Source organism: Shinella sp. BE166 (assembly GCF_051201095.1).
GTDB lineage: Bacteria > Pseudomonadota > Alphaproteobacteria > Rhizobiales > Rhizobiaceae > Shinella > Shinella lacus.
On record NZ_JBPEHL010000003.1, the window covers coordinates 646,844 to 667,828 of the forward strand.

A 20,985-nucleotide genomic window follows, 5' to 3' on the forward strand; every position below is an offset into this window, starting at 1 on the left:
TTGCCCGCATGGCCCGGCGTCCCGCCGTCGGCGATTTTCCGCGCTATGGCTATACGCTTGTGAGCGAAGGGCGGGTGGTCGGAGTCATGCTCACGCTTTACTTCCACCACCCGGGCGTCGAGGCCGTCCGCTGCAACCTGTCGAGCTGGACGGTCGACGAGGATTTTCGCGCCTATGCCGGCAAGCTGGTCATGTCCGCACTGCGCCGCCGCGAAGATTCCCAGGGCTCCGGTGCGAGGTGGTTCGGCCGCAAGACCAGGGTGAATTCACCGGATGACGGTGGAGAAGGAAGCCGCAACCAAACTCTACCAATAGATGTATTTTTTCGCCGAGGCTATTTCGGAAACTCTTGTCGATACCTGCCACGGACCATCCCGCTGATTGAAGTGGCTTACACCGTGCTACCATGAGATTTAAGCAGATCGTAAATATTTGGTTAACTGGTAAATATTGAATTAAGCTTTATAAAAGCTGATCTTTGCAAAGCTTACGGAAGAAGTCGGGAAACAATGCACTGAAAAAATCTAATATTTATTCTGAACCCACAAAAGCCTGAGAACGAGATACATCTATAGCGCGATTAAAGCGCACCCAGAACAAAGGTTGAGCCAACTCGCGCATAGGTCGAGTTGAATGCTACCCGGTTACTCACACGCCAACCGCTGCCATACACCCAAAATTCTCCTAGAGATTGCATTTCGTTTGACAGCAATCTACCAGCGCCAGCCGTCCGGACGGCCGATCGCGCGAAGCGTGCGCTCAATGGCGCCGCCGATCGACAGGACGTCCTCGTCGGCGTAACGCCGGCCGACGATCTGGAGGCCGACGGGCAGGCCGTCCTCGGCCAAGCCCACCGGTACAGACAAAGCAGGGCATTGCGGGAGGAGGTTGAACGGACAGGTCATATCCAGCCCCTGGAAGCGACCGTCCGGCAGATCGGCGACATAGTCGTTGTCGTTCGCCTCGACCGGGGGCGCGGTTACGGCGCAAGTGGGGCAGAGCAGGGCGTCATAGCGGGCGAGGACAGCGGAAAGGTCCTTCCATATGGCGGTGCGCAGCAGTTCCACGCGCTTGTATTGCGTGGCGCCTATCGTGCGGCCGCGTTCGATCAATTCGACGACGAGCGGATCCATGCGCTCGCGGTAGGCTTCGAGCGTCTCGCCGAAAAACGCCGACATGAACACGCACCACAGATCGTACCAGCCGTCATTGACGGCCCGCGACCAGCCGAGATCCACGGTTTCGACGATGGCGCCGGCGGCGCGGATTTCATCGACCGCCGCGAGAATGGCGGACCGCACGGGTGCGTCCACGCTGTAATAGCCGAAGTCGAGGGACAGCGCGAAGCGGCGGCCCGCGACATGGCCACGGCGCGCCTTTTCCGGCGAGAAGGACACGGGCAGCGAGGTGATGTCCGCGTCGTCGGGACCTGAAGCGACCGCCATGAAGGCGACGGCATCCTCAATGGTGCGCGCCAGCGGGCCGAAATGCGAGATATTGTCGAAGACGCTGGGTAGGATCGTCATGGGGATGCGCCCGAGGCTCGGCTTGAAGCCCACGACGCCGGAAAAGGCGGCGGGGATGCGCACGGAGCCGCCCATGTCGGTGCCTTCGGCAAAGGGCACCACGCCCGTCGCCACCGCCACCGCCGAGCCGCCCGACGAGCCGCCGCAGGTCCGCGAAACATTCCAGGGATTGCGCGTGATGCCCCAGCGCGGGCTGGCGGTGAAGCTGGAATGGGCGAATTCGGGCGTCGTCGTCTTGCCGATGAGGATCGCGCCCGCGACTTCCAGCCGGGCGATGCACAGCGCGGTCTCGGTGGGAACCCTATCCTCCCGGGTCCACGAACCGAGCGTGGTGAGGTCACCGCGGGTGGGCGTGAGATCCTTGGCGGCGAAGGGCACGCCGATGAGGGCGGGCGTCACGGCGCCGGTCGCCACCTGCCGATCGGCCTCCCGCGCGGCCGCAAGCGCTGCCTCCTCCCGCAAGAGCGTGAAGGCATTCAGCGCCTGGTCGACGATCTTCGCGCGCCGCAGGGATTCGGCCACCACGGAGACGGCCGAAAAAGCGCGGGCGCGAATGCCGGCCGCGATTTCCGGTGCCGGAAGATCGAGCGGATGAGCCTGCGAGGCGGCGCGAGAAACAGTCTGCATGGCGGCGGACTCCGTGCTAGGTCTTGGTTTCGACAAACGGGGGATGGACTTGGTAACGAAAGCGGGCCTGACGGGAAACCATGCCGACCTGTGGAACGCGGGGGTCGCCAAGGCGGTATCGGCGCTCGGCGAGCCGGATTTCCCCGAGGCACTGGAGCATGCGCTGCGCCATCTCGTGTCCTTCGAGATGATGAACGGCTTTGCCTATGCGGCGAACGGCAAGGCCTTCGACCTCGACAACGATCGCATCGTTGGCGATCGCACCACCATCGTCGAGCACTATCTGGCAGGCGCCTATATCCTCGACCCGTTCTACGATGCCGTCCGCAATTCGCCGCAGCCAGCCGTGCTGGTGATGCGGCGCCTCGCGCCAGACCGCTTTACCGAGACGGAATATTACCGGCGCCACTACCAGGCGACGGGCATCGTCGACGAGATCGGCTTCATCCTGAAGCTTCAGCATGTCGATGCGGTGCTGTCGCTCTCGCGAATCGGCGCGGTGCCGGTCTTTTCCAAGCGCGACATCGCGCGGCTGGAAAGTGCGGCGCCGCTGGTGCGCGCACTTGCCGAAAAACACTGGCATGCCCTGTTCCAGCCGCAGGCCGGGGAGGCGAATGCCGCGGCGACGATCAGCCACCCGCTGCTTTCGAAACGGGAGCTGGAGATCGTGACCCTCATCCTCAAGGGTCACTCGACCTATTCCATCGCCGCGACGCTCGGGCTTTCGCCCAATACGGTGAAAGTGCACCGCCGGCAGGTCTATGCGAAACTCACCATTTCCAGCCAGGCGGAACTCTTCCATCTCTTCTTGAGTCGTCGCTGACTATTCGACGAACTCCACTTCGGGCGGTGCGGCCTGGAAGAACCGGGTGAGATAGGCGAGGTAGCAGACGCCAATCGCCAGCCAGATCACGCCGAGCAGCTTGGCGTGCCCATCGAGGTTCCACAGCAGGAACAGGTCGCAGACCGCGCCAACGGCCGGAACGGCAAGCCCGAGAAGCGGGCCGAGCGGCCGGACGATCGGGTTTTCCTTCAGGTAAAGCGCGATCACCGAGATATTGACGGCGGTGAAGGCCAGGAACGCGCCGAAGTTGATGAAGGACGTCGAGGTCGTGATGTCGAGCGTCAGCGCGAGCAGGCCGACGATGCCGACGACCACAAGGTTGAGCACGGGCGTGCGCCATTTCTCATGCAGCTTGCCGAAGATGCTGGCCGGCAGCACGCCGTCGCGCCCCATGGCGAAGAGCAGCCGGCCGACGCTCGCCTGCGCGGCCAGGCCGGAGGTGAACTGCGCGACGACAAGCGTGGCGAGGAACACCGTGACGAACAGGTCGCCGCCGATCATCAGGGCGATTTCCGATGCGGCGGAATCGACGGAAGTGAACTCACCGCCGGGATGGGCGAGCTGGGTGATATAGGCCGAGCCCGTGAAGATGATGCCGCCGATGACGGCGATGATCATGATCGCCTTCGGCATGGTGCGGGTCGGATCCCGGGTCTCTTCCGTCAGCGTGGAGACGGCATCGAAGCCGAGGAACGAATAGGCGGCGATGGCCGCACCCGCGACGGAAGCGCTGAACGGCACGCCGGCCTCGAAGAACGGCCGGACCGAGACGAGGCCGGAAGCGCCGTTGAGGGCGGCGACATAGCGGGCGGCGAGCGCCACGAAGGCGATGAGTACCGCGAGCTGCACCAGCATGAGCACGACGTTCACCCGGTTGGCGAAGGCGATGCCGATGACGTTGACGGCGGTCGTCAGCACGATGAAACCGACGATCCACAGCCAGGCCGGAACCGCCGGAAAGGCCGAGCTCAGATAGGCGGCACCGATCAGCCAGATGACCATCGGCAGGAAGAAATAATCGAGCAGCACGGCCCAGCCGACGAGAAAGCCGGCCCCGGAATTCAGAGACTTGCGGGCATAGGTATAAGCCGATCCGGCAACCGGATAGACCTTCGCCATGATGCCGTAGCTTGTCGCCGTCAGGAAAATCGCCAGCGCCGCGATGAAATAGGCCATCGCCGTGGTGCCCTGGCTCGCCGAGGCTAGGGCCCCGAACGTGCCGAAGACAATCATCGGCGTCATATAGGCGAGACCGAACAGCACCACGGACCACAGGCCAAGGGTGCGGTCCAGCTTGATGGTATTTTGCGTCATGTTCCCCTCCTCAGAAGACAGGCCCGAAGGGTCGGGGAAACCGGCGGCAAAGCCAATAACCCTGGAGGGTTACGCGGCCCGGCTCGCCTCAACGCCATTTGTAGTGCAGGCGCACGCCCTGGCCCAGCGCCTTGGCGCTGACCAGCGTCGGGGTGGAGCGAAAGCCCGTTGCGGGAAAAAGCGGACGTCCGCCACCCAGCATTTCCGGGATGATGTAAATCTCGATTTCGTCCAGTGCATCGCGTTCCAGGAACGCCATTTGCAGCTTTCCTCCACCGAGCATCCAGACGTCGCCATCGTCGAGCGCGCGCAGTTCGGCTATGAGGGCGTCGACGTCGTCTCTGACCTCCAGAGCGCCCTTGGGATCGGGGATGGGATTGGACGTGACCACGATGACGCGCTGGTCGGCATAGGCCCAGGGCGAAGATTCTTTCGCAATGAAATCATAGGTGCCGCGGCCCATGACGACGGTGCGGATGCGTTTTATGAAGAGGCGGTAATCGTGCTCGCCGAGGTTGTCGCTGTCGTATTTGAACAGCCAGTCGAGCCCGTCATCCTCTGTCGCGATGTAGCAGTCGAGACTTGCCGCGATGTAACCCAGAATTCTCGCCATCGAACGCTCCTCCTTTACATAAATGAACATACGTTTATAAAAAGAATCATGACGAGAAACAGGACCATTTCCGACGAAGCGGTGCTCGATGCGTTGCTGTCGCTCATTCTCACCATCGGCCCGGACAACCTGACTTTCGCCAAGGCGGCGGGGGCCTGCGGGCTGGCGCCGGCAACCCTGGTTCAGCGCTACGGCGATCGGCAGGGCCTGGTCCGGTCGATCCTGCTGCGCAGCTGGGATCGTCTTGATGCGGATACGACCGCGGCAGATGCCGAGCTGCCCGTGACCGTTGCAGGCGCCGTCGATCTGCTGATGCGGCTGATGCCGCCGGAGCTTGCGGACCAGAACGCCAGCGACGGGCTTCTGTTGCTTCGGGAAGACGTGCGCGATCCCGTGCTGCGGGCGCGGGGTGCCCGGTGGTCACGGCAGATCGTCGAGGCGCTGGGGCGGCGACTTGCCGCCGAGCCGCAGGAGGCGGAGCGTCTCGGCTGGCAGATGGCATGTGTCTGGCAGGGTGCTCATACCTGGTGGGCATTCACGCAGGCCGAGCCCTTCGAGACGGCGATGCGCCGCGTGCTGGAAGACTGGTGCCGCTCCATCATTCCCAAACAGCTCGCGAATTAATCCCCTTGATTGCCGCTTGACAGAGCAAGCGCGCCGCATAATGCTAAGATGTCAGACCAATTTGAGAAGCTGACACGAACAGGGGAATTGGCATCATGCCAACCGAGCCGAGCGACAGGCCGCAGATCGAGCCGTTGCCGCCCATCGACCGGGCGCGACAGGTGACCGAGGCCGTGGCGTCCTATATCGACCGCGCGAACCTGCAGGCCGGCGACCGGCTGCCGGCCGAGCGCGAATTGATGGCGGCGCTTGCCGTTGGGCGTTCGACGATCCGCGAAGCGATCCGGCATTTTCAGGCGCTCGGCGTGATGGAAAGCCGTAAGGGCAGCGGCACCTACCTGCTGAAGCCGGTGACGAGCGCCACCGTGCACATGCCGCTTTCCTTCGATGCAATCCACCTGCGCGACGTGCTGCTCCAGACGCTGGAGGTCCGCCGCGGTATCGAATGCGAGGCCGGCATGGTGGCGGCGCGGCGGCGCACGGCGGAGGATCTCGTCAATATCGAGGAGAAGCTCGACGAGATGGAGCGCGTGCATCTCGCCAAGGGCACGTCCGGGCCGGAAGACCTGGCCTTCCACCTCGCGATCTACGACGCCACGCACAATCCGCTGTTCAAGCAGCTTCTCGAACAGATGCGCGGCGCCTTCGAGCGGTTCTGGGAAAAGCCCTTCAACCGGCCGGATTTCGCCCGTCGCTCCTTTCCTTTCCACCGCACGCTCTTCAACGCCATCGCTGCCGAAGACCCCGAGGCTGCGCGGGCGGAAACCCTAAAGATCCTCGCCGTTGTCGAGGAAGACATCAAGGACATGTCCCGATGATCAACGGAGCCGATCCGTTCGACTTTGCCTCTCTTATCGTCGCCCATGACGAGGCGAATGCCTTCGAGGCCGTGGTGCCGCCGATCGTGCAGACCTCGCTCTTCACCTTCGGCAGCTATGACGAGATGGTGGCCGCCTATCGTGGCGAGATCGTGCGCCCGATCTATACGCGCGGCCTCAACCCGACGGTGCGGGCCTTCGAGGACATGCTGGCGAAGCTCGAAGGCGCCGAGGATGCGCTGGGTTTTGCCAGCGGCATGGCGTCGATTTCGTCCACCGTGCTCACGTTCGTCGAGCCGGGCGACCGCATCGTCGCGGTGCGTCATTGCTACCCGGATGCCTTCCGCCTGTTCGGCACGCATCTGAAGCGCATGAAGGTCGAGGTGACCTATGTCGACGGGCGCGACGAAGAAGCGGTTGCCAAGGCCTTGCCGGGCGCAAAGCTGCTCTATCTCGAAAGTCCGACGAGCTGGGTGATGGAGGCGCATGATGTCGGCGCGCTTGCGGCCCTTGCCAAACGCCACGGCGTCGTCAGCGTCATCGACAACAGCTGGGCGAGCCCGATCTTCCAGCGGCCGCTGACGCTCGGCGTCGACCTCGTCCTGCATTCGGCCTCGAAATATCTCGGCGGGCACAGCGATGTCGTGGCCGGCATCGTCGCAGGCTCCAAGGAACTGATCGGCCGCATCCGCTCGGAGGCCTATCCCTATCTCGGCGGAAAGCTGTCGCCCTTCGATGCCTGGCTGCTGGTGCGCGGGCTGCGCACGCTGCCGATCCGCATGAAGGCGCACGAGGCCTCCGCGCTCGACATCGCCAACCGGCTCCAAGCGCTCGATATCGTCGACAAGGTGTTTCATCCGGCGCTCGCCAACCGCCTGCCGCCGGGGCTCACCGGCACATCCGGCCTGTTCTCGTTCACCTTCCGCGAGGGCATCGACATCCGCGCCTTTGCCGATCACCTCCAGCTTTTCAAGCTCGGCGTCTCCTGGGGCGGGCATGAGAGCCTGATCGTGCCGGGTGAGGTGGTGTTGCAGCAGAAGGCCCAACCAAATTCCGCGCATGCCTTCGGCATCGATGCGCGGTCCGTGCGTCTCCATGTCGGCCTGGAGGGAACCGAGGCCCTGTGGAGGGATCTGGAAGCGGCGATAACAGCCGCATCCGCAAACTGACGTCAGACATCAGAAGCAAACCAGAAAAGAGGGAACGACCATGAAGAGACTTTTGACTGCCGCTCTCATCACAACGCTGATGGCATCGAGCGCATTGGCCGATACGACGCTGAAGCTCGTCGAGGTGATCACCAGCCCCGAGCGCACCGAAACGTTGAAATCCATCGTCGGCAAGTTCGAGGCCGCAAACCCCGGCACCAAGGTCGAGATCATCTCGCTGCCCTGGGGCGAGGCGTTCCAGAAATTCGCCACCATGGTTTCCGCGGGCGAAGTGCCTGACGTCATGGAAATGCCGGACACCTGGCTGTCGCTCTATGCCAACAACGGCATGCTCGAAAGCCTGGAGCCTTATCTCGCGAAGTGGGAACACACCGCCGGCCTGACGCCGCGCGCGCTGGAACTCGGCCGCGACATCAAGGACACGGCCTATATGCTGCCCTACGGCTTCTATCTGCGCGCCATGTTCTACAACAAGAAGCTGCTCGCCGAGGCCGGCGTTTCCAAGCCGCCGAAGACCATGGACGAATTCGCGGAAGCCTCGAAGAAGGTTTCGGCACTGCCCGGCAAATATGGCTATTGCCTGCGCGGCGGCCCCGGCGGCCTAAATGGCTGGGTGATGTTCGGCGCCTCCATGGCCGGCGACAACAAGTTCTTCAACGAGGACGGCACCTCCACCTTCAACAGCGAAGGCTGGGTCAAGGGCCTCACCTGGGTGGTCGACCTCTACAAGAACGGCTATGCCCCGAAGGACAGCGTCAACTGGGGTTTCAACGAGATCGTCGCCGGTTTCTATTCCGGCACTTGCGCCTTCCTCGACCAGGACCCGGATGCGCTCATCGCCATTGCCGAGCGCATGAAGGCCGAAGACTACGGCATCATGACCATGCCGAAGGGGCCGGACGGCAAGACCTTCCCGACCATTGGTTTTGCGGGCTGGTCGATGTTCTCTTCCAGCGCCAACAAGGATCTTTCCTGGAAGCTGATCGAGACGCTCGAAGGACCGGAAGGCAATATCGAGTGGAACAAGCGCACGGGCGCTCTGCCGGTGCACACCTCGGCGGAAAAGGACCCGTTCTATGCCAGCGAACAGTTCAAGGGCTGGTTCGCCGAGCTTGAGGACAAGGACGCCGTGCCGACCGTGATGCCGACGCATCTCGAAGAGTTCGCCTTCTTCAAGGACTCGCTGGTCATCAAAACCTCGCAGGAAGCGCTTCTCGGCGACATCACACCGGAAGACCTCGCCAACCAGTGGGCGGACTACCTGACCAAGGCACAGCAGAAGTTCCTCGCCAAGAAATAGGCCGGGGAACCTCCGGGCGGAGATACGAGGCTCCGCCCGGAGCCATCTTTATGAGACGCCGCGCAACCCGAGAACGGAAGCGAGACGATGACCATTGCTGCCCATCCGCAAGCCGTGCGACCGCTCAAGAAGCGGATCGCCGACGCGTCGGAGCCCTATCTCTACAGTGCGCCTGCGCTGATCCTCATCATCACCGTCATGCTGGTGCCGCTGGCGCTCGGCATTTCCTATGCCTTCCGCGATATCCAGCTTTTGAACCCGCTGTCCGGCGGCTTCATCGGGCTCGATCATTTTCGCGCGCTGAGCGAGGACCAGGCCTTCTTCCGCGCGCTGCGCAACACGCTGTGGTGGACGGGCGCCTCGGTCTTCCTGCAATTCCTCTTCGGCCTCATCCTCGCACTGCTGCTCGACAAGCCCTTTGCCGGTCGTGGGATTGCGCAGGCGCTGGTCTTCCTGCCCTGGGCGGTGCCGAGCTTTCTCGCCGGCCTCAACTGGGCGTGGCTGTTCAACCCGGTCATCGGGCCGCTGCCGCACTGGATGTATGCGCTCGGTATCATGGATGCGCCGAACAACATCCTGTCCGATCCGCATCTCGCCATGTGGGGGCCGATCGTCGCCAATGTCTGGTGGGGCATTCCGTTCTTCGCGATCACCTTGCTCGCCGCACTTCAGGCGATCCCGCGCGACCTCTATGAGGCCGCCAGCATCGACGGAGCAGGGCCGGTCCAGCGTTTCTTCTCGATCACGCTGCCGTTCCTCGCGCCGACCATCGCCATCACCATCCTGCTGCGCACCGTCTGGATCTCCAATTTCGCCGACCTCATCGTCGTCATGACCAATGGCGGGCCGGCCGACCGCACGCAGATCGTCGCGAGCTACATCTTCACGCAGGCCTTCAAGCGGCTCGATTTCGGCTACGCCTCGGCCATCGCCCTGGTGCTGCTCGTGCTGCTGCTCGCCTATTCGATGCTAATCGTGCTGCTGCGCCAGACGCTGCTGAACAAAGGCTGACACCATGCGCACCAGCAAGCTCCTCCTCACCGTCGCGCACCGCCTCGCCATCCTCGCGTATATCGTCGTGGCGCTGTTCCCCCTGTTCTGGCTCCTGAAAGTCTCGGTGACGCCGAACGACCTGCTCTACAGCGAGGGCGTACGCATGTGGCCGTCGCGCGCGACCTTCGAGCATTACGAATTCGTCATCGCGCACAGCGCCTTCCCGACCTTCTTCAAGAACAGCCTGATCGTCGCGGGTTCCACGGCCATCGCCGTGACCATTCTCGCCTCGCTCGCCGGCTATGCGCTGTCTCGCTTCAATTTCCGGGCTAAATACTGGATCGTCGCGCTGATGCTCATCACGCAGATGTTTCCGCTCGTCATGCTGGTCGCGCCGATCTTCAAGATGCTCTCGCCGCTCGGCCTCACCAACAGCCTCACCGGCCTCGTCATCGTCTACACCGCCTTCAACGTGCCCTTCGCCACCTTCCTGATGCAGTCCTTCTTCGACGGCATTCCGAAGGACCTGGAAGAGGCGGCGATGATCGACGGGGCGACGCAGTTCATCGCCTTTCGCCAGATCATCCTGCCGCTGACCTTGCCCGGCATCGCGGCGACGCTCGGCTTCGTCTTCACAGCCGCCTGGAGCGAGTTGCTCTTCGCGCTGATGCTGATCTCCGGCAACGACGCGGCGACTTTCCCGGTCGGCCTACTCACCTTCGTCTCGAAATTCTCCGTCGATTTCGGGCAGATGATGGCGGCGGGCATTCTCGCGCTCATTCCGGCCTGCCTCTTCTTCCTCCTCATCCAGCGCTACCTCGTGCAGGGCCTCACGGCCGGCGCGGTCAAAGGCTGAAAGGGTCTTTCATGGCTTCCATCGATATCCACGGCATCCGCAAGAGTTTTGGCACCTTTCCGGTCCTGCACGGCGTCGACCTCACCATCCGCGACGGCGAGTTCATCGTGCTGGTCGGCCCCTCCGGCTGCGGGAAATCGACGCTCTTGCGCATGATCGCCGGCCTGGAGGACGTCACCGCCGGCGAGATCCGCATCGACGGCAAGCGGGTGAACGACCTCGCGCCCAAGGACCGCGACATCGCCATGGTGTTCCAATCCTACGCCCTCTACCCGCATATGAGCGTCGCCGACAACATGAGCTACAGCCTGCGGCTGCGCCGCTCCACCAAGGAGAAGATTGCCAGCGCCGTCGGCAATGCCGCCTCGAAGCTCGGCCTCGATCCGCTCCTGGAGCGCCGCCCGCGCGCGCTTTCCGGCGGCCAGCGCCAGCGCGTCGCCATGGGCCGCGCCATCGTGCGCCAACCAAAGGCCTTTCTCTTCGATGAACCACTCTCCAACCTCGATGCGCGCCTGCGCGAGCAGATGCGGGCCGAAATCAAGAAGTTGCACGGCGATCTTCGCGCGACCTCCATCTACGTCACCCACGACCAGATCGAGGCGATGACGCTCGCCGACCGCATTGTCGCCATGCATGCCGGCGTCGTGCAGCAGGTCGGCACGCCGCTCGATCTCTATGACCGTCCGGCCAATCTCTTCGTTGCGGGCTTCATCGGCTCGCCGGGCATGAACTTTTTCGAAGGGCGTTACGCCGCCTCAAGCGAGGGCGCGGAGTTGCAACTGGCAAACGGCGCGAGACTGCCGCTCGGAAAACGGCCCGGCATCGAATCAGGCTCGGTGGCGACGCTCGGCATCCGCCCGGAACATGTCGTGATCGCAGATGGCGGTGCGCTGGAGGCGAAGGTCGATCTCATCGAGCCGACGGGCTTCGGCATCATCATGCATGTCACCATCCACGATATTCCGATGAAAATTTTTACGCTCGACCGGGCGATGCTCAATCCCGGGCCGAACGTCCGCGTCGACCTGCCGCAGGACAAGCTTCACCTCTTCGGCGCGGAGGGCACACGAGTGGATTGAAACGAGATCGTGAAGACGATTTCCGTCCGTTCCAAAGACAATGTTAACCTTCATTTCCTAACCATCTACGCATCCCTATCGGCAATGATCGTCGAGTTTGCAGGTTCATGCGTATTTCCAGAACAAACTTCTATCCCATCCTAGAGACCGAAGGGGAAAGCGACGCGCAAGCGCCGTATTACACCCATGAAAACAATGCCTTGCCGGAATTTGTGCCGGAGGCTGAAGAGTGGCATGCGGCAGACGAGCCGGTTGCCAACGATGAGGACTATCGCCCGCGATTCCGCTCGCCGGCGCTGAGAAGCTACGACCCCGGCCAATATGCCGACGGAAGCTGGGAAAGCCACTTCTACATGGCCCCGAACGTCCGCTTCACGCGCACCCCGGACAAGGTCGCCGCCAAGATCGAAGAGGCGGCTGCCGAAGAGGTGCAGCAGGCCGAGCCGGTCGTCGAACAGGCCGTGCCGGCCACGAAACTTTCCGAGGCGGCGCAGCTCTCCCAATCGGAACTGCTTCAGCGTTTGCGCGAAGCGCTCGACGATCGCCGCCGCCGTTTCGAGGAACAGCAGGCCGCCGCTCCGGCCGAGCCCGTGCCGCCGCTGGTCCAGGCCGTCGTTGCCGCCGGCACGACCGGCACGCCCGCCGATGCCGCCGTCGTCTACAAGCCCGCCGTGCCGTTGCCGGCACCCGTCGCGGTCGCAAAACCGGTCGCCAAGGCGGACGTGCGCGCCGCGATCAGCCGGTTCGCCCATCTCTCCGACCATGCCTTCTGGGAAACGTTGGTTCCGGACGAGGACGCATCCGAAATGCCGGTAAAGAAGGCTGCCACCGTCGTGCGCATGCCAGCGCCGACGCCCGCCCCGCCGGTCGCCGTCACGATGCCCGTGCCTGCGAAAAAGCGGGACGAGCCGAACTCCATCACCGCGCTCTTCCGGGTGGTCGAATGCCGCCCACCCGTTGCCCGCCAGCCGGTCACTGAGACCGTTGTCGTTGCCGTAGCCGAGGCGAAGGCCGAGCCGGTCAAAACGCCCGTCATCGAAGCCGTGGCGGAAATCGTCCCGGTCGCAGCCGAGATCAAGCCCGCATCGGTCGTCATCACTCCTGCCGCCGTCGTCGAGCCCGTGCGCGAAATGCCGTCCTCGGTGCTCTCCCGCGCCAAGCCGTTCCAGGTCACCCTGGCGGCGCCTGCCGGCGATGCCTACGAATACCCGCCGCGCGAGCTGCTGCAGGAGCCGCCGCGCACCGTCGGTTTCGTGCTGACGCAGGAACAGCTGGAGCAGAATGCCGGCCTCCTTGAAAGCGTGCTGGAAGATTTCGGCGTCCGCGGCGAGATCATCCACGTCCGCCCCGGCCCGGTCGTCACGCTCTATGAATTCGAGCCGGCGCCGGGCGTGAAATCCTCCCGCGTCATCGGCCTTGCCGACGATATCGCCCGTTCCATGTCAGCGCTGTCGGCCCGTGTCGCCGTTGTGCCCGGCCGCAACGTCATCGGCATCGAACTGCCGAACCAGACGCGCGAGACGGTCTATTTCCGCGAGATGATCGACTCGGCCGATTTCGCCAAGTCCGGCTACAAGCTGCCGATCTGCCTCGGCAAGACGATCGGCGGCGAGCCGGTGGTGGCCGAACTCGCGAAGATGCCGCACCTGCTCGTCGCAGGCACCACCGGCTCGGGCAAGTCCGTCGCCATCAACACGATGATCCTGTCGCTGCTCTACCGGTTCCGCCCGGAAGAGTGCCGCCTGATCATGGTCGATCCGAAAATGCTGGAACTGTCAATCTATGACGGCATCCCGCATCTCTTGACCCCCGTCGTTACCGATCCCAAGAAGGCCGTCATGGCGCTAAAATGGGCGGTGCGCGAGATGGAGGACCGCTACCGCAAGATGTCGCGCCTCGGCGTGCGCAATATCGACGGCTACAACAACCGTGTGGCCGGCGCGCGCGACAAGGGCGAGACGATCACCATCAGCGTGCAGACCGGTTTCGACAAGGGAACCGGCGAGGCGATCAACGAGGAGCAGGAACTCGCCCTCGATCCGATGCCCTATATCGTCGTCATCGTGGACGAGATGGCCGACCTGATGATGGTGGCCGGCAAGGAGATCGAAGGCGCGATCCAGCGGCTTGCCCAGATGGCGCGTGCCGCCGGCATCCACCTGATCATGGCGACGCAGCGTCCCTCGGTCGACGTCATCACCGGCACGATCAAGGCGAACTTCCCGACCCGCATCTCCTTCCAGGTGACGTCGAAGATCGACAGCCGCACCATTCTGGGCGAGCAGGGAGCAGAACAGCTTCTCGGCCAGGGCGACATGCTACACATGGCCGGCGGCGGGCGTATTTCGCGCGTGCACGGTCCCTTCGTCTCCGACGAGGAAGTCGAAAAGGTCGTGCTGCACTTGAAGGCGCAGGGCCGTCCGGAATATCTGGAAACGGTGACCGCCGAGGAAGAGGACGACGAGGACGAAAAGCCGGCCAGCGGCGGCGCGGTCTTCGACAAGAGTGACATGGGTGCCGAAGACGGCGACGACCTTTACGAAAAGGCCATCAAGGTCGTCATGCGCGACCGCAAGTGCTCAACCTCCTACATCCAGCGCCGTCTCGCCGTCGGCTACAATCGTGCCGCCTCCCTCGTCGAGCGCATGGAGAAGGAAGGTCTCGTCGGCCCCGCCAACCATGTCGGCAAGCGCGAGATCATCAGCGGCGAGCGGGGCAGCTTCCAGGCGCCACCGGAAGCCGACGACGCGGAATGAGATTTTCCCGGCCGCATGTGCCCAGCGGCCGGGCAATTGTCCTACTTATTTGAATCCGATGGATTTTCCGGATCCGGCCTGCACCCGCGGGCCGGATTTTTGCCATGTCCACGGGAAATTTATTCCACGCGCGCCATTTAATCGATTTGGCTTACAGTGCCGTCTTTGAGGCCTGTTGCATATGGCGGACGATGTGTGAATAGTGCCGCCGACCCGTGAAGACTGCATCCAAGGAGGACAGGAATGGCATTGATCACCATGCGGCAATTGCTCGATCACGCAGCGGAAAACGACTACGCACTGCCCGCATTCAACGTTAACAACCTGGAATATATCCAGGCAGTCATGCGCGCGGCGGATGCGACGGATTCCCCGGTGATCCTGCAGGCGAGCCGCGGTGCGCGTGCCTATGCCGGCGACGCCTTCCTGCGCCACCTCATCCTGGGTGCGGCCGAAGAATACCCGCATATCCCGGTCTGCCTGCACCTCGACCACGGCGACCAGCCCTCCACCTGCATCTCGGCCATCACCAACGGCTTCACCTCCGTCATGATGGACGGTTCGCTGCTCGCCGACGGCAAGTCGATCGCCAGCTACGAATACAATGTCGACGTCACGGCGGAAGTCGTGAAGATCGCGCATGCGGCCGGCGTTTCGGTCGAAGGTGAACTCGGCTGTCTCGGCAACCTGGAAACCGGCGCTGGGGAAAAGGAAGACGGCCACGGCTTCGAGGGCAAGCTGACCCGCGAAGAGCTGCTGACCGATCCGGACCAGGCGCTCGACTTTGTCTCCAAGACCGGCGTCGACGCGCTTGCGGTCGCCATCGGCACCAGCCACGGCGCCTACAAGTTCACCCGCGCACCGGACGGCGACATCCTCTCGATCGAAACGATCGCCAACATCAACAGGAAGCTGCCGAACACGCACCTCGTCATGCACGGCTCCTCCTCGGTGCCGCAGGACCTGCAGGACCTCTTCACCACCTATGGCGGCGAGATGAAGCAGACCTGGGGCGTGCCGGTCTCCGAAATCCAGAAGGCGATCCCGCTCGGCGTGCGCAAGGTCAATATCGACACCGATCTTCGCCTCGCCATGACGGGCACGATCCGCAAGAATTTTAAGGAAAAGCCGGACAATTTCGACCCGCGCACCTACCTGAAGCCGGCGACCGCCCGCATGACGGAAGTCTGCCGCGAGCGTTTCGAAGCCTTCCGCACCGCCGGCAAGGCCTCCAGCATCCGCGTCAAGCGCCTGCCCGACATGGCGAAATTCTACGCCACGGCATAAGACTTTCGCCCTCCCACACCATCGGGAGGGCGATTTTCCTGGCGGGTGGCCGCCATCGCGCTGAATCCGCATTGACAGCACTTCCCTATCATTTATGCGTGAATACCTCATTCATATGAGTGCGACTTCGCTCTAACGTTTCCGTTGCGAGCGGGTGTGCCGCCTCGTAAAAGAATGTGATCCCGGAACAGCCGGACGGTGCGAGGACGGACAGCATGAGCGTGAACCAGGCCCTGACGATCGCAGACCTCAAGAACCAGGCGCGCCGCCGCGTGCCAAAAATGTTCTTCGAATATGCGGATTCCGGCGCCTGGACGGAGGGCACCTACCGCGCCAACGAGGACGACTTCCACAAGATTAAGCTGCGCCAGCGCGTGCTCGTCGACATGACCAACCGGTCGCTGGCAAGCGAGATGATCGGCGAAAAGGTTTCGATGCCCGTCGCGCTCGCGCCGACCGGCTTCACCGGCATGCAGCACGCCGATGGCGAGATGCTCGCCGCACAGGCCGCGGAAGAATTCGGCGTGCCCTTCACGCTGTCGACGATGAGTATCTGCTCGATCGAGGATGTGCGGTCCGTCACGTCAAAGCCCTTTTGGTTCCAGCTCTACGTGATGCAGGACCGGGATTTCGTCCTCAACCTCATCGACCGCGCCAAGGCGGCCGGCTGCTCGGCGCTGGTGCTGACACTCGACCTGCAAATCCTCGGCCAGCGCCACAAGGACCTGCGCAACGGCCTCTCCGCGCCGCCCCGCTTCACGCCGAAACATCTCTGGCAGATGGCGACCCGCCCCTTCTGGTGCCTCGACATGCTCGGCACCAAGCGCCACACCTTCGGCAACATCGTCGGCCACGCCAAGGGTGTGGGCGACCTCTCGTCACTGTCCTCCTGGACCTCGGAACAGTTCGATCCGCAGCTCTCCTGGAAGGATATCGCGTGGATCCGCGACCGCTGGGGCGGCAAGCTGATCCTCAAGGGCATTCTGGACGAGGAAGATGCCCGCATGTCGCTGGATAGCGGCGCGGACGCCATCATCGTCTCCAACCATGGCGGCCGCCAGCTCGACGGCGCCGCCTCCTCGATCAGCATGCTGCCGCGCATCGTCGACGCCGTCGGCGACAAGATGGAAGTCCATCTCGACGGCGGCATCCGTTCCGGCCAGGACGTGCTGAAGGCGCTCTGCTACGGCGCCAAAGGCACCTATATCGGCCGCCCCTTCCTCTACGGCCTCGGCGCCGGCGGCAAGGCCGGCGTCCGCCGCACACTCGAAATCATCCGCAAGGAACTCGACGTGACCATGGCGCTGTGCGGCGAGCGGGATGTAAAGAACCTGTCGCGCAACAACCTGCACAAGGATTTGTGAGGGCGCCTCAGCCGCCCTCAAAACCCTGCAACACATTCACCGCATTGATGCCGAGTGCGTCGACGGCATAGCCGCCTTCCATGACGAAGAGCGTCGGCAAGGCGAAATCGGCGATGCGGCGGCCGATGGTCGAAAAGTGCTCGGTTTCCAGCTTGAATTTCGAAATCGGGTCGTCCTTGAAGGTGTCGACGCCGAGGGAGATGATGAGGGCGGTCGGGGCGTAGGTGCGGATCTTTTCGTGGGCGTCTTCGAAGGCCGCCTGCCATTCGGGCCAGGCGGTGCCGGCGGGGAGCGGATAGTTGAGGTTGTAGCCTTCGCCCTTGCCGGCGCCGCGTTCGCGGGCGTAGCCGAGGTGGAAGGGGAATTCGAAATCCGGGTCGCCGTGCAGGCTGGCGAGCAGCACGTCGTCGCGGTCGTAGTAGATCTCCTGCGTGCCGTTGCCGTGGTGGTAGTCGATATCGAAGATCGCGACGCGGGCGTGGCCGTTGTCGAGGAAGCGTTGGGCGGCGATGGCGGCGTTGTTGAGGTAGCAGTAGCCGCCGAAGAAATCGCGGCCGGCATGGTGGCCGGGTGGGCGGCAGAGCGAGAAGGCGGCACGGTCGCCGGCGAGCACCGCATCGGCGCCAGCGAGCGCGGTGTCGGCGGCGCGTTTTGCGGCCTGCCACGTGGTTTCGGTGATCGAGCCGGCCATGTCGAAGGAATAGTAGGAGAGGCGGGCATCGAGGCCGGAGGGCGGGGCGTCGATCATCGGCATGGAGCGGTGGCGCCAGCTATAGGGCCAGACCTCGCCGTCTCGGCCGGCAGCGCGCCATTCGGCGAAGATGGTTTCGAGGAAATCGAGATAGTCGGGCGTGTGGATGCGCTCGATCACCGCACGCTCGTAGGACGGCGGCTCGATGACCGGGCCGAGGCCGACCTCGTTTACGCGCCGCAGCACGATTTCGGCGCGTACCGGCTTCTCGAAGGTTTCGACGATGCGGCCGAAGGAAAGCTCCATGCCGCTGTGATGCAGGTGATGGTCTGCCGTGTAGAAGGTTTTCATCAGACGACTTCACCATAAAACCTGCGTTCGAGCGCCGTCACTTCGGCGGCAAAGCGGCGGTATTCGGCGCGCTTCAGGGCGAGGAAGACGTGGTGCAGGCGTTCGCCCAGCGCCTCCTTCAGGAAGGCGGAGCGAGTCGCCGTCTCGATGGCGCTGCGCCAGTCCGGTGGCAGGTCGTCGCCCGCGGTTTCGGCATAGGCTGTCGTCTCGGGGCCGGGATCGGCTTTTGCGAGAATGCCCTTGCGCATGCCGGCGAGCACGGTCGCGCCGACCAGATAGGGGTTGGAATCGATGCCGGCGGCGCGCTGTTCGAGATGGCGGCCAGCGGGGGAGCCGGCGGGAATGCGCACGGCGACGCTGCGGTTGTTGGTGCCCCAGGTGGGTGTGGTCGGCGCGTAGCTCTGAGCTGCAAAACGGCGCCAGGAATTGAAATGCGGGGCGAAGACCAGCATGGAATCCTGCATCGTCTCCAGCAGGCCGGCGACGGCGTGTTTCAACACGGGCGAGAGCGCCTCGCCCTGGTCGGCGAAGCGGTTCGTGCCCTCGGCATCGGCGAGGCTGGCATGCACATGCATGCCCGAGCCGGCGCGGCCGGCGAAGGGTTTGGCCATGAAGCAGGCCATCATGCCGTGGCGCACGGCGAGGGCGCGGATCAGGCGCTTGAGCATGACGATATCGTCGGCGGCGCGCAGCGCATTGCCGTGGCGCAGCGTCAGTTCGAACTGGCCCTGGGCATATTCGGAAATCATCGTCTCGACGGGCAGGCCCTGCGCCTCGGCACCGCGATAGACGGCGTCGATGAAGGGTTCCAGCCGGTCGAGTTCCGTCACGCCATAGACCTGGATGCCATCCGGCCGCTCGCCGGAGAGCGGCAGGCGCAGCGGCTGGAATTGGCCCTCAGCGGTGCGCTCGCGATCGAGCAGGTAGAATTCCAGCTCATAGGCGAGCACGGGATGGAAACCATCGGCTTCGAGCAGCTTCACCTGTCGCGCCAGCGCATGGCGCGGGTCGCAGGCCATCGGCACGCCGTCGAGTTCGAACAACGCGAGGCGCAGTTCGCCACGCTGCGGCGATGTCCAGGGGAGCGGTACGAGCGAGCCGGCGACCGGCCAAGCGCGGCGGTCGGCATCACCATCCGACCAGACGAGGCCGGTCTCCTCGACATCCTCGCCGGTCACGTCGAGACCGAGGATGGAGCCGGGCAGATGCCGGCCGGAGCGGAAGATCGGCAGCAACTCGTGCCGGCGGATGATTTTTCCGCGCGCAATGCCGTTGAGGTCGATCAGGACGAGATCGAAGGCGGTAATGTCCGGATGGGCGGCGAGGAAGGCTTCGGCCTCCGCAATATCCGCGGCCTCCGGTGGCCGTGTGGCGAGATCGCGGCTCACGCGGCGGCCCTCCGTTCTGCAAGGCGGCCGATGACGGTCGCAAAGGCCTCGACGAGGCCATCGGCCTGTTTTTCGGAAAGCGCCGGGCTGACCAGCACCATGTTGTGGAAGGGGGTCAGCAGATAGCCGAGGTTCAACATGGAGAGGTGCAGGGCTGCCTCGATCGTGTCGGAGGCGGCCGCGCGGGCTTCCTCGGCATTGCGCACGGGCACGGGCGAAAAGACGACTTCCAGCCGGGCGCCGACGCGCGAAACCGTCCAGTCGAGGCCGGCCGCGGCGATCGCCGACTTGAAGCCTGTCTCGATGCGATCCGCGCGGGATTGCATGATGCGGTAGGCATCTTCCGTCATGACGTGTTCCAGGCAGGCCCGCAGGCAGGCGAGTTGCAAGGCGCTGCCGGAAAGCGTCGTGCCGATGCCGGAATGGCCGTGGCCGCTCTGCTCGCGGCGGATGATATGCAGGCGGTCGGAAATCGCCTGGCTCATGCCCCAGACGCTGACAGGAACACCACCGCCGATCGGTTTGCCCATCACGATCAGGTCGGGCTCGAGCCCATGCACCTTCGTGTAGCCGCCAAGCCCGGTGGAGATGGTGTGCGTCTCGTCAATGAGCAGCAGCGTGCCGGCCGCGCGCGTCAGGCGACGCAACACGTCGTGGAAACCGGGGGAGGGCGGGATCATGCCGCAGTTCGTCATCACCGGTTCGGCGAGCACGCAGGCAATGTCGTGCGCCGCGAGCGCCTTTTCGAGCGCCGCCTCGTCGTTGAAGGGGATGGAGACAGTCAGCTCGCCGAGGTCGCGGACCTGGCCAAGCAAGTTGCGGCGGGAGATGGTCTTGCCGTCGACGAGATCGACCAGCGTGTCGTCCACCGCGCCATGGTAGCAGCCATCGAAGACCATCAGTTTGGCGCGGCCGGTCACGGCGCGAGCGATGCGGATGGCGAAACGGTTGGCGTCGCTTGCGGTAGCGCCGAGCTGCCAGCGCGGCAGGCCAAAGCGCTCGACGAGCAGGTAGCCGACGGCCTGCGCATCGGAGGAGGGCAGCATGGTGGTAAGGCCGCGCGTGCCGGCGTTCTTCAGCGCTTCCAGCACAGGCGCCGGGCCGTGGCCGAACATCGCGCCGGTATCGCCCAGGCAGACATCGACGACGCGGTTGCCGTCAAGATCGACGAGTTCGACGCCGCTCGCCTGGTCGACGACCATCGGGAAGGGGGTCGGCCAGTCGAGCATCCAATGCTGCGGCACGCCGTCGAAGAAGCCCGATCCCGCTTCGTCATGCGCGGCTGCGCAGCGCGGCCGCCGTGCGCGAAAAACCTCCGCTTCCGCCTCGATGAGCGCGCGGGCGCGCGCCTCCAGGTTCGCCCTCTCCATGCCGTACCCCCAATG

General features: G+C 64.0%; 18 protein-coding genes. 12 read left to right on the forward strand and 6 right to left on the reverse strand.

The window, feature by feature from the left end; translation table 11 throughout:
- The first annotated feature begins 8 nt into the window (after positions 1-8).
- On the forward strand, positions 9-410 hold the full coding sequence (locus J2Y63_RS10400) for a hypothetical protein (RefSeq protein ID WP_435266027.1): 402 nt from the start codon (positions 9-11) through the stop codon (positions 408-410).
- A 303-nt stretch (positions 411-713) separates the two neighbouring features.
- Here J2Y63_RS10400 and J2Y63_RS10405 read toward each other — a convergent pair whose 3' ends face one another.
- Positions 714-2,153, reverse strand: coding sequence for an amidase (locus tag J2Y63_RS10405; RefSeq protein ID WP_435266028.1), 1,440 nt, complete (start codon positions 2,151-2,153; stop codon positions 714-716).
- Positions 2,154-2,202: 49 nt separating this feature from the next.
- Between J2Y63_RS10405 and J2Y63_RS10410 the strand changes: the two genes are divergently transcribed.
- Positions 2,203-2,976: a helix-turn-helix transcriptional regulator gene (locus J2Y63_RS10410; RefSeq protein ID WP_435266029.1), complete on the forward strand. Its 774-nt coding sequence runs from the start codon at positions 2,203-2,205 to the stop codon at positions 2,974-2,976.
- Here the strand turns inward: J2Y63_RS10410 and J2Y63_RS10415 are convergent, their stop codons facing one another.
- A complete protein-coding gene (locus J2Y63_RS10415; RefSeq protein ID WP_435266030.1) occupies positions 2,977-4,311 on the reverse strand; it encodes an APC family permease in 1,335 nt (444 codons plus the stop codon).
- A gap of 88 nt (positions 4,312-4,399) precedes the next feature.
- The gene (locus tag J2Y63_RS10420; RefSeq protein ID WP_435266031.1) at positions 4,400-4,924 is read right to left on the reverse strand and encodes a dihydrofolate reductase family protein; all 525 of its coding nucleotides are present in this window, start codon (positions 4,922-4,924) and stop codon (positions 4,400-4,402) included.
- Between the two features lie 48 nt (positions 4,925-4,972).
- Here J2Y63_RS10420 and J2Y63_RS10425 point away from each other — a divergent pair, with 48 nt between their 5' ends.
- The 10 genes from J2Y63_RS10425 to J2Y63_RS10470 all read left to right on the forward strand — a co-directional run bounded on the left by J2Y63_RS10425 (position 4,973) and on the right by J2Y63_RS10470 (position 17,170).
- Positions 4,973-5,548 carry a TetR/AcrR family transcriptional regulator gene (locus J2Y63_RS10425; protein WP_435266032.1) on the forward strand — a complete coding sequence of 192 codons (576 nt, stop codon included), beginning with the start codon at positions 4,973-4,975 and terminating at the stop codon, positions 5,546-5,548.
- A 95-nt stretch (positions 5,549-5,643) separates the two neighbouring features.
- Positions 5,644-6,366, forward strand: a complete 723-nt coding sequence (locus J2Y63_RS10430) for a FadR/GntR family transcriptional regulator (protein WP_435266033.1) — start codon at positions 5,644-5,646, stop codon at positions 6,364-6,366.
- Positions 6,363-7,535, forward strand: a complete 1,173-nt coding sequence (locus J2Y63_RS10435; protein WP_435266034.1) for a PLP-dependent transferase — start codon at positions 6,363-6,365, stop codon at positions 7,533-7,535. The genes J2Y63_RS10430 and J2Y63_RS10435 overlap by 4 nt, the downstream gene beginning before the upstream one ends.
- A 40-nt stretch (positions 7,536-7,575) precedes the next feature.
- Positions 7,576-8,835 carry an ABC transporter substrate-binding protein gene (locus tag J2Y63_RS10440; protein WP_435266035.1) on the forward strand — a complete coding sequence of 420 codons (1,260 nt, stop codon included), beginning with the start codon at positions 7,576-7,578 and terminating at the stop codon, positions 8,833-8,835.
- A gap of 87 nt (positions 8,836-8,922) precedes the next feature.
- A complete protein-coding gene (locus tag J2Y63_RS10445) occupies positions 8,923-9,846 on the forward strand; it encodes a carbohydrate ABC transporter permease (RefSeq protein ID WP_435266036.1) in 924 nt (307 codons plus the stop codon).
- Between the two features lie 4 nt (positions 9,847-9,850).
- Positions 9,851-10,684: a carbohydrate ABC transporter permease gene (locus J2Y63_RS10450; protein ID WP_435266037.1), complete on the forward strand. Its 834-nt coding sequence runs from the start codon at positions 9,851-9,853 to the stop codon at positions 10,682-10,684.
- Between the two features lie 11 nt (positions 10,685-10,695).
- Complete coding sequence (locus J2Y63_RS10455; protein ID WP_435266038.1) at positions 10,696-11,763, forward strand: ABC transporter ATP-binding protein; 1,068 nt, start codon at positions 10,696-10,698, stop codon at positions 11,761-11,763.
- A 107-nt stretch (positions 11,764-11,870) separates the two neighbouring features.
- Positions 11,871-14,519 (forward strand): DNA translocase FtsK, encoded by a 2,649-nt coding sequence (locus J2Y63_RS10460; protein WP_435266039.1) that lies wholly within the window; start codon positions 11,871-11,873, stop codon positions 14,517-14,519.
- 243 nt (positions 14,520-14,762) lie between these two features.
- Complete coding sequence (gene fba / locus J2Y63_RS10465; RefSeq protein WP_435266040.1) at positions 14,763-15,806, forward strand: class II fructose-bisphosphate aldolase; 1,044 nt, start codon at positions 14,763-14,765, stop codon at positions 15,804-15,806.
- A gap of 221 nt (positions 15,807-16,027) precedes the next feature.
- The gene (locus J2Y63_RS10470) at positions 16,028-17,170 is read left to right on the forward strand and encodes an alpha-hydroxy acid oxidase (RefSeq protein WP_369431635.1); all 1,143 of its coding nucleotides are present in this window, start codon (positions 16,028-16,030) and stop codon (positions 17,168-17,170) included.
- Positions 17,171-17,177: 7 nt separating this feature from the next.
- On the opposite strand, the gene J2Y63_RS10475 is transcribed toward J2Y63_RS10470, so the two are convergent.
- Genes J2Y63_RS10475 through J2Y63_RS10485 form a run of 3 tightly spaced genes read right to left on the reverse strand, consistent with a single transcriptional unit; the run spans position 17,178 to position 20,970 of the window.
- Entirely contained in the window at positions 17,178-18,212 is a 1,035-nt protein-coding gene (locus J2Y63_RS10475) for a histone deacetylase family protein (protein WP_435266041.1), read from the reverse strand.
- Positions 18,212-19,600, reverse strand: coding sequence for a glutamine synthetase family protein (locus J2Y63_RS10480; RefSeq protein WP_435266042.1), 1,389 nt, complete (start codon positions 19,598-19,600; stop codon positions 18,212-18,214). The genes J2Y63_RS10475 and J2Y63_RS10480 overlap by 1 nt, the downstream gene beginning before the upstream one ends.
- Positions 19,597-20,970, reverse strand: coding sequence for a transaminase (locus tag J2Y63_RS10485; RefSeq protein WP_435266043.1), 1,374 nt, complete (start codon positions 20,968-20,970; stop codon positions 19,597-19,599). Before J2Y63_RS10485 ends, J2Y63_RS10480 begins: the two co-directional genes overlap by 4 nt.
- Positions 20,971-20,985: the final 15 nt, after the last annotated feature.

Coding starts and splice junctions, on each gene's coding strand:
- J2Y63_RS10400 (WP_435266027.1), top strand. CDS start 9: ATGGCCCGGCGTCCCGCCGTCGGCGATTTTCCGCGCTATGGCTATACG.
- J2Y63_RS10405 (WP_435266028.1), bottom strand. CDS start 2,153: ATGCAGACTGTTTCTCGCGCCGCCTCGCAGGCTCATCCGCTCGATCTT.
- J2Y63_RS10415 (WP_435266030.1), bottom strand. CDS start 4,311: ATGACGCAAAATACCATCAAGCTGGACCGCACCCTTGGCCTGTGGTCC.
- J2Y63_RS10420 (WP_435266031.1), bottom strand. CDS start 4,924: ATGGCGAGAATTCTGGGTTACATCGCGGCAAGTCTCGACTGCTACATC.
- J2Y63_RS10425 (WP_435266032.1), top strand. CDS start 4,973: ATGACGAGAAACAGGACCATTTCCGACGAAGCGGTGCTCGATGCGTTG.
- J2Y63_RS10430 (WP_435266033.1), top strand. CDS start 5,644: ATGCCAACCGAGCCGAGCGACAGGCCGCAGATCGAGCCGTTGCCGCCC.
- J2Y63_RS10435 (WP_435266034.1), top strand. CDS start 6,363: ATGATCAACGGAGCCGATCCGTTCGACTTTGCCTCTCTTATCGTCGCC.
- J2Y63_RS10440 (WP_435266035.1), top strand. CDS start 7,576: ATGAAGAGACTTTTGACTGCCGCTCTCATCACAACGCTGATGGCATCG.
- J2Y63_RS10445 (WP_435266036.1), top strand. CDS start 8,923: ATGACCATTGCTGCCCATCCGCAAGCCGTGCGACCGCTCAAGAAGCGG.
- J2Y63_RS10450 (WP_435266037.1), top strand. CDS start 9,851: ATGCGCACCAGCAAGCTCCTCCTCACCGTCGCGCACCGCCTCGCCATC.
- J2Y63_RS10455 (WP_435266038.1), top strand. CDS start 10,696: ATGGCTTCCATCGATATCCACGGCATCCGCAAGAGTTTTGGCACCTTT.
- J2Y63_RS10460 (WP_435266039.1), top strand. CDS start 11,871: ATGCGTATTTCCAGAACAAACTTCTATCCCATCCTAGAGACCGAAGGG.
- fba (WP_435266040.1), top strand. CDS start 14,763: ATGGCATTGATCACCATGCGGCAATTGCTCGATCACGCAGCGGAAAAC.
- J2Y63_RS10475 (WP_435266041.1), bottom strand. CDS start 18,212: ATGAAAACCTTCTACACGGCAGACCATCACCTGCATCACAGCGGCATG.
- J2Y63_RS10485 (WP_435266043.1), bottom strand. CDS start 20,970: ATGGAGAGGGCGAACCTGGAGGCGCGCGCCCGCGCGCTCATCGAGGCG.